Below are 14,120 nucleotides of genomic sequence, written 5' to 3' on the forward strand. Positions count from 1 at the left end.
ATTTTATCCCGGGCATATACATTAATAAAAGAGATATTCAGAGAGGTAAAATCGGCTGTAATGCGCAAAGAAAAAGGGAAACAGCGCGATTGCTATTTCCCTTTTGTGACCTCGTTAGGATTCAAACCTAAAACCTTCTGAGCCGTAATCAGATGCGCTATTCAGTTGCGCCACGAGGCCATTCCCTTGATTGGAGTGCAAAGATAGGAAGTTGTTTTTTTTCTACCAAATTTTTTTAAAAAAAATTAAAGGCCGGGTGTAAAAACCCGGCCTTTATTATTCTGAAGCTTAACGCTTTGGATATTAATATTTAGTTGTCTCAGCAGCCCAGTTTGTCCATCCTGCAGTCCAATCGGTAGTACCGTCAAATGCACCGATATAAGCAACTTGCTGGAAGCCTGTCAGACCTGCGAAGCTTGCACCTGTAGCTGCCATAGAACCACTTTTCAGCAGGAAGCTAGGTGTACCGGTTGTTGCAGATACAGCTGGTGAATATTTGTATGCATCAGCTAACATAACTGTATCGCCGTTTGCATAGCTTTTGTTGTTGTTGGCATCAAACCATGTGGCAACATCGAAAGAAGAAGAAGATGCTTTCTTAGGAGTTGTACAACCAGCGATGATGTTGTTTTTGAACATTAATGTACCTGCAATAGCATTACCTGAAGTAGCCGTACCTTTTGTATCATCGATGTATACACCTACAGGGAAACCTAATAACATAGAGTTTACCAGAGACATAGATGAGTTACGACGGATCTGCGCACCATTCTGGAAGTTAGCATTGATACCGCTCAGAGAAGTTCCTTTACCAGGTCCAACGATGGTCATGTTAGAGAAGATCGCTTTGGTCTGAGGCGTCTGAGTAGAACCGTTACCATCGTTATCTGATTCGAAACCGTTAGAACCACTTACGTCCGCTACGTTTTTAGCACGTTGTGCCACACCGAACTGAACCTGACCAGAGAAACCGAAATCTGTATCGAAATCATCATCCCATGAATAAGTAGCTACTAAGTGATCACAGTTTACAGTACCACCGAACCATTCGAAGGCATCATCACCAGAACGGTAAACCTGTACATAGCTGATAGTAGTACCGTTACCAACACCACCCATAGTCAGACCGTTGATTTCGTTATCCGGAGAATATGCGATACCAGCGAACTCAATTCTTACATATTTTAATACACCAGAGTTATCGTTAGCAGCTGTACCACCATACTCATTGTATTTAGCTTCCTGACCAGCAACTGTAGGAACCAGACCACCTTCGATGCGCGCTGTACCACCACTTGGGTTGATAGGCGCTTTACCTAATACGATGATACCACCCCAGTCACCTTCACGACGAGAACCCGCAGCTTCTTCTGAAGTAAATACGATAGGTTTATCTTTAGTACCTTCTGCCATAATTTTACCACCACGGGTAATGATCAGGGTACCTTTAGTTTGTTTATCGCCCATGATGATCGCACCTGGCTCAACAGTCAGGGTTACACCATCCATTACATACACAAAACCTTCGATGGTATACTTAACACCCGCTTTCAGGGTTTTGTTAGCAGTAATATCACCTTTCAGCACGTTACTCTCCGGAGTCGGATCTACAGTAGTTTTATCTTTACAAGATGTCAAAGATGTTGCAGCAAACAGTGAGCCGGCAACGGTTGCGAGTAATAAACCCTTTTTCATAATCGCTTGATTAAATTTGTTTTTTATAAACTTTGGGGCAAAAGTACCCTACCAGTATAACCAAATTGTTATCCCACTATTACGCTTATATTATCGCATTATTACCGAATTGTTACCAGCAGTCTGGACCACGCTATAAAAGGATAAGGAGCCGCAGTTGCGGCTCCTTATCCTTTTATAGCGTAATCTATTTAATCCATTATATATTCGACTTTGACCTTCTCAATACGCAGCTTATCTACTGCCAGTATAGTAAAGTCATAGTCTTCGAAACTGATCTGTTCATTGATCGTAGGAAACTTACCGGCAATCTCGAGCACAAGGCCGGCCAGAGAATCGCTCTCTCCTCGTATTTCGGCAAAGGTGCTGAGCGGTATACCCATTATACGACACATATCATTAATGAGCATTCGCCCTTCAAATATATATGCGGTGTCGCTTATCTTTTTAAAGTTATGTTCATCTTCATCAAACTCATCCTTAATATCACCGATGATCTCTTCCATAATATCCTCTAGGGTAATGATACCGGCTGTGCCACCAAACTCATCTACAACCACTGCAAAGTGTACCCTGTTATCTCTGAAATCATTCAGCAGATCATCAATCAGTTTATGCTGATGTACATAATATGCCGGGCGTATAAGGGTGTGCCAGTCAAAGTCATCTAAACCTATATAAGGCAGAAAATCTTTAGTAAATACCATACCCACAACCTCATCTATATTAGTACGGTATACGGGTAAACGGGAATATCCTGCATCCAGCAGCTTCTCTCTTACTTTGGTAATGTTCCAGCTCTCACGGATAGCCACTACATCAAGGCGGGGCTGCATAATCTGTTTTACACTGATGCTGCCGAACTTTAGTACGCCTTTAAAAATCTCCACTTCTTCTTTCGAAGCTGCATGACCCAGACTGGCTTCTATAGCATCTTCCAGCTCCTTGAGGTTATCGATCTCTTCCAGTTTGCGGTTGCGTTTCTGATCGCGGTATTCATCAGAGTCCACCAGTACCTGACCTATTCCTTTAAAGGTAAGAAACAGCACATTCACAATTGGTGCGGAGAATCCTGCCATGCGTATATTATTCTGACGGGAATAAACCTTCGGTAATACTTCTACAAAAAGTAATAACAGGAACATGGAGGCCAGTAATACAATGCCGAGTATAACTACTAAATGAGCCTCTTTGGGTAACAGTAAACGGGCCATGTGATTCATCAGGAAGATGATCAGTATTGCCAGGGTTATTTTGGATACTCTTAAAGTAGACAGCAATAGTTCAGGATCTTCCAGGAGGGTAATGATCATGCGGGAGTTCTGATCCTCTTTTGTTTTCAGGTAATTGATATCCTTCAGTTTAAGACTGAAGAAACCTACCTCTGCTCCTGCAGCAACAGATGCAAGAAAGAGTATACCCAGTACAAGGATACATAATGTGGTAATTGTTGTTGGCGATACCGCCAATGCCGCCTGTAAAATCACAACCATAATCTCTGAATATCTGTCAATAAAACGTCCTATCGCTAAAATAATCAAAACGCATGGTTTTGATTATTCAGTATTGCTCTGCCACTGCAGAAAATTTAATCTTAAAAAGGCAATATGTCATCCAGTTCCGGATCATTTCCCGGGTTCAGGAAAGTGTTATCAATATTGTCCGGTTTGCCCGATCCCTGGTGGTCACTTTCTTTACGCTTATCCAGCATGACCAGGTTTTCGGCTATAATCTCTGTCTGAAATCTCTTGTTCTTATCTTTATCTTCCCAGCTGCGGGTTCTCAGTCTTCCTTCTATATATACGAGGCTGCCTTTATGTAAGTACTTACCCGCCAGTTCTGCCAACCCTCTCCATAAAACAATTGTATGCCATTCTGTTTCTGATACCACATTTCCGTTTTTCTCCTTCCTCATCTCAGTAGTCGCCAATGGAAATTTTGCTACGGGAATTTCTCCCTCTATATACTGCAGATCCGGTTCCTTACCCAAATTTCCAATTAGTACTACTTTATTCACGCCTCTCATACGATATAAATTTTACTGTTAAAAATATGGCTTTTTCTAATTTAATAAATAAAAATAAGGTTTTTCTTCCAAAAACGAAACTATTGTTTTGGGGAAGGAATAATTATTCAACTCCGTATAAGGGACCCACATTCCATCGGCTGTGAAGTAATCTGGAATAGCATTCAGGTGAACTATAGAGAACGTACTGTGTATCAGTTGATGGGTTAACCGCTGCCTGGTCTGCAGTACTTGTTCCTGCTTGCTGCTGATATATTGTGTATCATTCAAAAGACGGCACAGCTGCTCCGGCATGCTATCTTCTACCAGGAAAAACTCATACAGGCTCTGCCATACATCTCTGGCCGTTCGTTGCTGCACATATACCTTATCTGCGCAAACCAGCACCCAATAATTGAGCCAGCGTTCTTTCACCTTTATCTTTTGCAGCTTAACCGGCAGCTCAGCCACCGTGCCCTGATTGTATGCTTTGCACTGTGCAGACAGACAACATTCAGCACACAAGGGCTGTTTCGGTTTACATACCACTGCTCCGAAATCCATTATCGCCTGGTTGTAAGCCGCAGGATGCTGTGCATCAAATACGGCATCTGCCAGTTCTGTAAATATCTTTTTCCCTTCAGGAGTATTGACGGGTGTGGGTTCTGCAAAATAGCGCGACAGTACGCGGTACACATTCCCATCTATGACAGGATAAGGCAAGCCATATGCAAAGGAGGCTATGGCTGCAGCTGTATAGGCCCCTACTCCTTTGAGGGCAATAATATCGTCATACTGATCCGGGAAACGCCCCTTGTAGCGTTCTGCAATTTCCCTCGCGGTATGCAACAGATTGCGGCAGCGGGCATAATAACCCAACCCCTGCCATAGGCGGAACACTTCGTCTTCCGGCGCATTCGCCAGATCGGTTACGGTCGGATATTGTGTGATAAAACGCAGGTAATAAGGTAATCCCTGCTCTGCACGGGTTTGCTGCAATATAATTTCAGAGAGCCATATTTTATACGGATCTTTTTCCTCTTTCCAGGGCAGACTTCTATCATTAGACTCGGTATGCCAGCGCAACAGGGCTTTGGCAAAAGCAGAAACAGTTTTCATTCTTATGGGTAAAATACAAAAATAATGGCTGCCTGAAATATACAGGCAGCCATTATTCTGTTAAGGCAAATATAGTTTAAATGATCGGATATTACTTAACTACATTCAGTTTCTTGGTCGTATGACCTTTACTGGTCTGAATGCGTAAGGTATACATACCTCCGGCCAGGTGTTCTGGTAATGCTACTTTGTATGTACCATTATGCTGCTCGAAAGAAGGTACCTGCATTATCTCCTGACCCATTACATTATAGATCGCCAGAGATTGCAGTTTAACCGATACATCATCAATTTTGATATAAGCAATGGTTCCGTCATTAGGGTTTGGATATACCTGTACCAGTTTACCCACCTGGTCTACGTCATTAAGACCGGTACCGATAATGCTTACCATTGTGCTGTCTAATACATCACCGCAGGTGCTGTATGTAGTCAGGCTCACATTGTAGTTACCACCTGCAGGATAAGTATGCGTAGTTTGTCCTGTGCTGGAAGCGCTTGCAGAAACCGTTACCGGAGCAGAACCGTCACCAAAGTTCCATTTGAAACTGGTTACATTCTGAGGATTAACTGCAGAGAAGCTGAAGCTGCTCGCCGCCGTAGGTTGTGTAACGATGCCATCTACTATCGGCATATATCCTGTTGCGATGATTTTAATGGTATCAATTGTCAGACAGCCCTCATTGCTGGTTACATATACCACATAAGTACCTTCACCTGCAATAGAAATTGTTCTGGTCGTTGCACCGTTATTCCAGTAATAATTACCACCGTTTTGTCCGCCAGGACCCGCATCCAGTATACGTGTACCACCCAGACACAGACCTGTTCCACCAGCTTCCAGATTTACAACCGGATTCCATTTCAGGCGCACTTCGATAGTATCTCTTCCAATACACCCATATGAGTTGTCTACGGCAACATGATATATGCCGCTCTGACCTACTGTACGTGTCGGTGTAACCGCACCATTATCCCAGGTAAATACAGGACTGTTCGGAATAGTACCCGGATCCAGTGTAATGGTTGTACCCTGGTCAACGCAGGTGTTAACATCTGGCCCCAGGTCTGGCATAGGCACAGGATTAACTGTAGCTACTACCGGAACCCTTACTGATTCACAAGATGTTTTGACAACCCATTTGTATAAATAATAGTAGTAATCACTTGTTGCACCACCGGAATATGCTGAGGTAATGCTGGATACACCTGCAACAGTGTAAGGATAAGAGAAACCGGTAGCATACTCACGCACCAGGTTAGTGATACCGGATGTAGCTACTACAACCAGTCTGTAACCAGTACCTGCCGGTACGCTGAAGTTCAGCGGAACAACATTCATGGTACCGTTTGCACTAACATTAACGCTGGCAGTAGCAGATTGTAAGGTTGTACCGGCAGCATTTTTCAGGGCAATTGTTACCGCTCCCGTAGGTGAGGTACCCATTGGATACACATTGACACTTTCCAGGGTAAACGGCGCCAGGGCATCGAACATCAGACCAACATCGTTAAAGCCACTGTTACCAGAGGTAGAAGTAGGTGTAGGTTTACCCGTATTATAAACGGAAGTACCTGCGCTGGCCGCTGCATAGAATGTAGTTGTTACCGTCAGGGAAGGAGTATTGAATGTAGCTCCTGAACCGATGCTATTGCCGCCGGTTGCCGCTTCATACCATAATACCTGGCTGGAAGCACTGGTTGGCGTAGCGCCGATTACAACAGAACCATCTCCGCATCGTTGGCCATCTGTAGCGGTAATAGATCCTGGATCACCTACTACTACGCTGTCTACAGTGGTTGTCTGTACCAGTGTGCCATCACAAAGGATCTGCATGCGGTAGTATGTTGTACTGGTAATGCCGGTAACCGGAAGGTTAACTGTCGTCAGCGGGCTGCCGATATTAGTCCACGGACCTGCTGCTGCAGTGGCACGTTGCCATTGATAGGTAAAGCCGGTAGCCGGTGGCATACTGATATTGATACCTAAGGTACTATTACCATTTAGACACAGGAAATTAGGGCTGGTTACTGAATGTATTGCAGGCAGCGTTATGGTGCTACATGCCGGAGGATTAATAATGATAATTGTATAATCTTCTGTTTCTCCATAATAGTAATCGGGACATGGATCAAATGAGGTAGAACCTTCTACACCACGTACACGGATTCTGGTAGGACCTGTTAAGGCAGTAGCAGGAGGAATGATGGTACCGGTAAAGGCACTACCCGCAGGAATGGTATTAGGAGAGGCGGCACATAATTCTGTAACCGGATCGAACACACCATCATGGTTCCAGTCTGCCCAGATGCGTACACCTGTGCTGTAAGATGCAATATTTACCGCAAAGTCAAACCCGAATGAATGGGCTGCTGTAACGGCCATAGAAGTGTAATCGGAATATCCAAGTGCACCGCTGGCGCAACCAGTACCCAGATTGCTCACATCTATCATAGCACCTGTTGTGGCAAAGCCATCAATTGTACCACCATAGGTACAACCATAGGTATACGTCGGTGTACAATAACAGTTAATGAAGTTCTTAATCGTAATATGCTTGGCATTGCTGTATACCGGTGTACCACCGCTACATGATGTTTTCAGACGATAGTAAGCAGCGGTATTGATACCTGCTGTCATCATATAGTATACAGTGTTAGCACCCGTAACATCTGTCCAGCTACCTGCAGCTCCGGTAGGAGATTGTTCCCACTGGTATACCATGCCACTACCATAACTGGTACCGGTTGTATTCAGGGCAAAGGAAATATTAGGACAGATAGAATCTGGTACACTTGCAGCAATAGTGCCTGGTGTCGGCGGATTGGTACAAGGTGGTAATGCAATAATATTAATGGTATAATCTTCAGCCTCTCCATAATAAGCAGAAGCACATGGTCCAAAGCTTGTAGAGCCTTCTACACCACGTACACGAATCCTGGTAGGACCGGTAAGCGCAGTCACCGGCGGAATGATCAGGCCATTAAATGAAGAGCCTGCAGGAATGGTATTTGCAGATTCCGAACATAATTCTGTAACCGGATCGAAGATACCGTCATGGTTCCAGTCGGCCCAGATTTTTACACCTGTTTCGTAAGCAGAAATATTTACGGTAAATGTGAATGGTAAAGATTGCACTGCAGAGATGGCCATGGAGGTATAGTCAGAATAACCCGCACCGCCGCTTGCACAACCGGTATTGAGGTTACTGATGTCAACCTGCGCACCGCTGGTAGAAAAGCCATCAATCGTACCGCCATACGTACAACCATAAGAGTAAGTAGGTGTACAGAAGCAGTTCATGAAGTTTTTCTTCAATACTTGTTTTGCATTGGTGTATACTGGTGTACCGCCACTACAAATAACTTTAAGGCGGAAATAGGTAGTCGCTGAAATACCCGCAGAAAGGGTGTATGTGATATTGGTTGCACCCGTAACATCTGTCCAGCTACCCGCAGCTCCGGTAGGAGACTGCTCCCACTGATAGGTCATACCACCACCCAGGCCTGTGCCTGTGCTCGCTAAAGCGAAAGAGACGTTAGGACATATAGAATCCGGAACGCTGGTCGCAACTGTACCTGCAGTCGGAGGGTTAGTACAAGGTGTAGACGGTGTAACCAGGAGTGTATAGTCTTCTACTTCTCCATAATCCACTGCGTTACAGGCATCAAAAACAGTAGAGCTGTAAGAACATCTAACACGCATTCTCTTGCTGCCTGCTGTTGCACTGGCCGGAACGGTAAAAGATCCGGTAGCCGTAGCTCCTGAAGAAAGTGTTGTTGTCGGATCATAAACAATCTCACCCGGATCGGTAAAATCGCCATCTTCATTCCAGTCAACGAAAATTTTATAACCCTCGCTCCAGCCAGGATTATTGACAATAGTAAAGTTAACTGTTGCACCTGCCGTAGTGGTGTGGAGCATCGAGGTCTGGTTGCTGATACATGCTGTGGCAACTGAGGATCCTGAGTTCAGATTCGAAATGTTGGTGACGCCCCCGGTAGTAGAAAAGGATTGGATGTAGTCATCATCACAACCATAGTTGTAAGTGGGGGTACAATAGGTCTGGGCATTGCTTTTGACACCCAGTCCGAGCAGCATCATAATGCAGATGATGCCGCGAAGATGAATAAATTTCAGATTCATACTTAAAGGTTTACATGTGGAGAATGCGTGTCGCTCATGCCCTGTAATGAATTGCAGCTTTATCTTGTTGGTAATAGTAGGTACAACTTATAAAACAACTATTAGCAGAAATGAGAAACAAATGCTAAAGTATGAATATTTTCACATACAAGTGTAAAATATGTAAACTTTAATTAAACAATCAATTTCATTATGCATAAAAAAGAGGCATGCAGTAAACTACATGCCTCTTTTAGGTATTTAAGGATAAGAAAAAGTACTATTTCACTATCTCCAGTTTCCTGGTGGTCATACCTTTATTCGTATTAATACGGATATTGTACACACCAGAAGCCAGGCGCTGAGGCAGTGTTACTTTATGTTTATTTGTGCTGCCATCAAACGATTTAAGCGTATAGATCTCCTGCCCTAAAACATTGTACATTGTGATCTCTGTAACTTTTACATTACCGATTGCTTCGATGTACAGGATATTACCATCGTTCGGATTAGGATAGATCTGAACCAGTTTGGCATCTCTATCGATGTCATTGATACCGGTACCACCTACAATCGTTACCATAGTGCTGTCCATAATATCGCCGCAGACGCTGTATGTAGTCAGTCTTACGTTGTAGTTACCACCACCTGTGAATACGTGATTGGTCAGCCCTACAGACGAAGTAGTTGCAGGCACCGTTACCGGAGCCGAACCGTCACCAAAGTTCCAGGTAAAGCTGGTTACATTCTGAGGATTCAGTGCAGAGAATTTAAAGCTGCTTGCAGTTAATGGCTGTGTTACAATACCATCCACTATAGGCATATAACCACTAGGGGTGATCGCTACAGTATCAATGGTCAGACAGCCCTGGTTGCTGGTTACATAAGCGATGTATGTACCCGGATTAGTGATCGTAATGGTTCTGGTTGTTGCACCGGTATTCCAGTAATAGTTACCACCATTCAGACCGCCAGTACCGGCATCCAGTACTTTAGTACCGCCCAGACAAAGGCCTGTTCCGTTTGCACCAAGATCTACAACAGGATTCCATCTCATGTTTACATTAATGGTATCTCTGCCCACACAGCCGAATGTATTGGTCACTTTGACATTGTATACGCCAGTTTGTGTTACATCTCTTGTTGCAGTAGTTGCACCATTATCCCATAAGTATACTGGCACATTAGGTATCGTACCCGGATTCAAAGTAATCGCAGCACCCTGATCAATACAGGTGTCGATATTTGGTCCCAGGTTAGGAGCCGGTACCGGATGGATGGTTGCAATAACCATCTGACGTGGAGCCGATTCACAAGGTTTGATACCCAGTATCATATTTGGTCTCTGCGTAATGGTAGAACCTGTACCCGTATTGCTACATTTTACAGCAGGGGTTACATTATCCTGGTTGTTATAGTGAGTAGATACAAATGTTGTAGTATGATATCTTACGGTACTGATCGGATTCGAGCTATTGTTATTGCTCCAGCAGGTCTGTACTACGATGTTAGATACACCATCCCATGTAAACGGAACGTCGAAGTTAAGCGTATTCAGACCAACAGAGGTTGTCCAGTTCGCAGGGTTTCTCACCTGAGTAGTGGCAATCCATGTAGCTGTGGTCAGTGCAGTAGCATTAGTCTGACCCATGCTTACCGCAAAACCGTTATAAGTAGTACCCGCAGTAGAACCCGGAACCACTACATCAAATGCCAGGGAGTTGATTGTAGCACCCATAGTAGCACCTGCAGCCAGCAATTCAGAAGCTGTAATCAGGAACTGGTGTCTGTATCCGCCCCATACGCCATAGAATGGAGTAACGGCACCTGTACTAACTGTTGTACCATTTCCGATAGCGACACTGCTTGGTGCAGAACCGCCTACACCACCTACAACCCAGAAGGTATCGGTTTGTGTCAGGAACGGAGTTTGCCATGGAGAGCCGGTACCAATAGGAGCACCGCCGGCACTGTTTTCATACCATTTTGCAGTACTGTTACCGCCTGTTACGGCTTTCAGGGTAACCTGGCCTGGTCCGCAATTGAAGCTATCTGTTTTAGAGATCAGCGTCGGGTTAGCAATCACAATCTGTTTCACAGGTTGCTGACAGGTTGTGCTGCTTGCAGAGATAAGGGCACGATAAAATCTGTTTGTCGTCAGTGTTGGTGTCGTATAGGCCACGCCTGTTGCACCGGTAATATTAGTATATGTCGCACCGCCATTCAGTGACTCCTGCCATTGAATGCTACCGGTGTAATAATTGGTATTAGGACTCAGTGATAACAGGGATGCACCGCTGGTACAGATCGTATCAGGAGCAGCTGTAATCGTCACATTACCTGGTTGTACCCATACTCTAAAGGTATCTGCTCTGGAACAGGTAGTAGATGCTGCTGTGGTATCACCACCGATTGCAAAATAAGTGCGTTGTCCTGCTACTGATGATTTCATGTATACGGTGTTTGCAGAACCTCCGGTGTACGGAATAGTTGCAGCAGCATCGGTATACAAATCTGTAGTCGGATACCAAATGTATGGAGTATACGGGTTTGGTGTCGGAGGTGTAATAGACAGTGTAGCAATAGTATTGTTACATACTACCGGTGGCGCAGATTTGGTTGCAGCCGGTCCGGCATTTACAGTAGCCACAACTGGTACACGAGGAGATTCACAACCTACTTTTAATATCCAGTTGTAGAAGTAATAGTAGAATGCAGTTGAAGCACCACCTGTATAAGATGAAGTGATAGAACTGATACCGGCTACATTATACGGGAAGGTAAATCCTGTACCGGACTCACGGATCAGTGTAGTCATACCGGTAGCAGCGGTTACTACCAGACGGTAGTTAGTACCAGCAGGCACGGTAAAGTTCAATGGTACTGTATTCAAAGCACCTGCAGCACTCACCGTTACATTGGCTGTTGTAGACTGTAAAGTCGTACCAGCTGAGTTTTTCAGCGCGATGGTAATCGTACCTGTAGTAGATGTGGTACTCATTGGGTATACATCTACACTTTGGATAGTGAATGGAGCTAATGCATTGAACATTAAACCTACATCACTGAAGCCAGAGTTACCGCTGGTAGAAGTAGGGGTGATTTTACCTGTAGCATAGTTGGTTGTACCCGAACCTGCCGCAGCGTAGAAAGTTGTTGTACCGGTAATATATGGTGTATTAAATGGTGTACCCGTTCCGATAGACAGACCACCGGTTGCAGCGGTATACCATAATACCTGGCTTGCAGGGATGGTTGGCGTAGCACCGATCTGTACCTGGCCTGGTCCGCAACGTTGTCCGTTTACGGCATTTACCGTTCCCGGATTGGTTACAATCACGGTATCGGTTGATGTAGTAACTACCGGAGAGCCGTTACATAATACTTGTAAGCGATAATAAGTTGTTGCCGTAACGCCATTTGCAGTAGCACTTGAACTGGTACCTGCAGTACCCAGATTGGTCCAAGGGGCAAGACCGTTAGGAGAGGTTTGCCATTGGTACGTAATACCTGTTGCTGCAGGCATTAATGAATCTATAGTCAGACTTACATTTCCGGTTACACATAATGCACTCGGGTTTACAATGGCGTTAACATTGGACGGGAAGGTTACAGTATTACATGCAGGAGGTACGATGATACTGATCGTATAATCCTCTGTTTCACCCCAGGTCTGGCTGCTACAAGGCGTAAAGGTTGTAGAACCTTCTACGGCTCTTACTCTCAAACGTGTAGGGCCGGTAAGCGCTGTTGCAGGAGGAGTGATGGTACCAGTGTAAGAGCTACCGGCAGCAATCGTAGCTGCAGAAGCAGCACACAGTTCTGTTGTAGGATCAAAAACACCATCATGGTTCCAGTCTGCCCAGATTTTTACACCAGAACCGAAAGCAGAGATATCTACTTTAAAGTTGAACGCAAATGTTTGCGCTGCAGTTACCGTAAATGCGGCATAGTTGGAATAACCCAGGTTACCACTGGCACAACCCGTATTCAGGTTGTTTACATTGGCAATCGCACCGGTAGTGGAGAAGCCGTTGATCGTACCACCATTGGTACAACCGGAGGTATATACAGGATTACAGTAACAGTTGATAAAGCTTTTTACAGCAACCAGTTTTTCATTGCTGAATACTGGCGTACCACCGCTACAGATTGATTTCAGGCGATAGTAAGTATTCGCAGTAATACCGGCTACGGTGTAGTTCAGCGTAGTACCACCGGTAACATTGGTCCAGGAACCGGCAGCACCGGTAGCGGATTGTTCCCATTGATAAGTCATACCCGAACCCAGGGATGTACCTGTAGTCGCTAAAGTAAATGCAACGTTAGGACAAATAGAATCCGGAACGCTGGTAGCTATAGTACCTGGTGTAGCAGGATTGGTACATGGTGCGGAAGGAATTACAGTTAAGGTGTAATCTTCTGTCTCACCGAAACCCTGGCTGCTACAACCGTCGAATGTGGTGGTATTAAATACACAACGTACCCTCAGGCGTTTATTACCAGGAGTAGTTCCTGCAGGAATCACAAATGATCCTGTTGCTGAAGCTCCGGCTGCTAGTACAGCAGTGGGGTTATACACGATTTCTCCTGCATCCAGGAAGTCTCCGTCTTCATTCCAGTCTACAAATATTTTGTAGCCTTCTCCCCAACCGGGGCAGTTCAGAATGGTAAAGTTAACTGTGGTCGTGGCCGTAGCCGTATGCACCAGCGTCGTCTTGTTGCTGAAGCAGGAGGTGGCAGAGGAGGACCCAGAGTTCAGATTCGAAATGTTGGTTGTACCGCCGGTTGTGGAAAATGACTGTATATAGTCATCTGTGCAACCATTCGTGTATGGAGGTGTACAATACTGGCCGTAGCCTTTCATTATACCCCCGGTACCCAACACCAGCATTAGCAGCATAAATAGCTGCCTGCCTAAGGTAAATTTCCGTTTCATACTTCTAAAATTTATTAGTTGGCAATAGTGATAAGTGGCTTGAATTAAATATTACAGCAATGGAGACGCCATAAAGAGATCATAATGTGATTATGACCCAAATACAGCTCTCTCATCTTTAATTAGACATCTCCCTGTAAATAAAGGTTGGTATATCTTTAAAAATATTCCATATAAAAAATTAAGTATTCTCTTTAAGCAAAAAAGACCTGTAGTATTCCTCTATTTCCCCATTT

General features: G+C 44.6%; 6 protein-coding genes and 1 tRNA gene. All 7 read right to left on the reverse strand.

Annotated elements, in window-relative coordinates; translation table 11 throughout:
• Positions 1-106: 106 nt before the first annotated feature.
• Positions 107-180: transfer RNA gene (locus EMP01_RS03430), tRNA-Arg, on the reverse strand.
• Between the two features lie 123 nt (positions 181-303).
• On the reverse strand, positions 304-1,695 hold the full coding sequence (locus EMP01_RS03435; RefSeq protein WP_129020082.1) for a hypothetical protein: 1,392 nt from the start codon (positions 1,693-1,695) through the stop codon (positions 304-306).
• A 191-nt stretch (positions 1,696-1,886) separates the two neighbouring features.
• The gene (gldE, locus tag EMP01_RS03440) at positions 1,887-3,188 is read right to left on the reverse strand and encodes a gliding motility-associated protein GldE (protein ID WP_129020083.1); all 1,302 of its coding nucleotides are present in this window, start codon (positions 3,186-3,188) and stop codon (positions 1,887-1,889) included.
• Between the two features lie 101 nt (positions 3,189-3,289).
• Entirely contained in the window at positions 3,290-3,721 is a 432-nt protein-coding gene (locus EMP01_RS03445) for a single-stranded DNA-binding protein (RefSeq protein WP_129020084.1), read from the reverse strand.
• A gap of 36 nt (positions 3,722-3,757) precedes the next feature.
• The gene (mutY, locus tag EMP01_RS03450; protein WP_129020085.1) at positions 3,758-4,819 is read right to left on the reverse strand and encodes an A/G-specific adenine glycosylase; all 1,062 of its coding nucleotides are present in this window, start codon (positions 4,817-4,819) and stop codon (positions 3,758-3,760) included.
• Between the two features lie 91 nt (positions 4,820-4,910).
• Entirely contained in the window at positions 4,911-8,966 is a 4,056-nt protein-coding gene (locus tag EMP01_RS03455; protein WP_129020086.1) for a GEVED domain-containing protein, read from the reverse strand.
• Between the two features lie 259 nt (positions 8,967-9,225).
• Positions 9,226-13,884 (reverse strand): GEVED domain-containing protein, encoded by a 4,659-nt coding sequence (locus EMP01_RS03460; protein ID WP_129020087.1) that lies wholly within the window; start codon positions 13,882-13,884, stop codon positions 9,226-9,228.
• Positions 13,885-14,120 lie beyond the last annotated feature (236 nt).

The sequence above is a fragment of the Edaphocola flava genome (assembly GCF_004118155.1).
GTDB classification, from domain to species: Bacteria; Bacteroidota; Bacteroidia; order Chitinophagales; family Chitinophagaceae; genus Edaphocola; species Edaphocola flava.

Excerpts from the sequence above, each read along its gene's own strand:
- EMP01_RS03435 (WP_129020082.1), bottom strand. The coding sequence starts at position 1,695 with ATGAAAAAGGGTTTATTACTCGCAACCGTTGCCGGCTCACTGTTTGCT.
- gldE (WP_129020083.1), bottom strand. The coding sequence starts at position 3,188 with ATGGTTGTGATTTTACAGGCGGCATTGGCGGTATCGCCAACAACAATT.
- EMP01_RS03445 (WP_129020084.1), bottom strand. The coding sequence starts at position 3,721 with ATGAGAGGCGTGAATAAAGTAGTACTAATTGGAAATTTGGGTAAGGAA.
- mutY (WP_129020085.1), bottom strand. The coding sequence starts at position 4,819 with ATGAAAACTGTTTCTGCTTTTGCCAAAGCCCTGTTGCGCTGGCATACC.
- EMP01_RS03455 (WP_129020086.1), bottom strand. The coding sequence starts at position 8,966 with ATGAATCTGAAATTTATTCATCTTCGCGGCATCATCTGCATTATGATG.
- EMP01_RS03460 (WP_129020087.1), bottom strand. The coding sequence starts at position 13,884 with ATGAAACGGAAATTTACCTTAGGCAGGCAGCTATTTATGCTGCTAATG.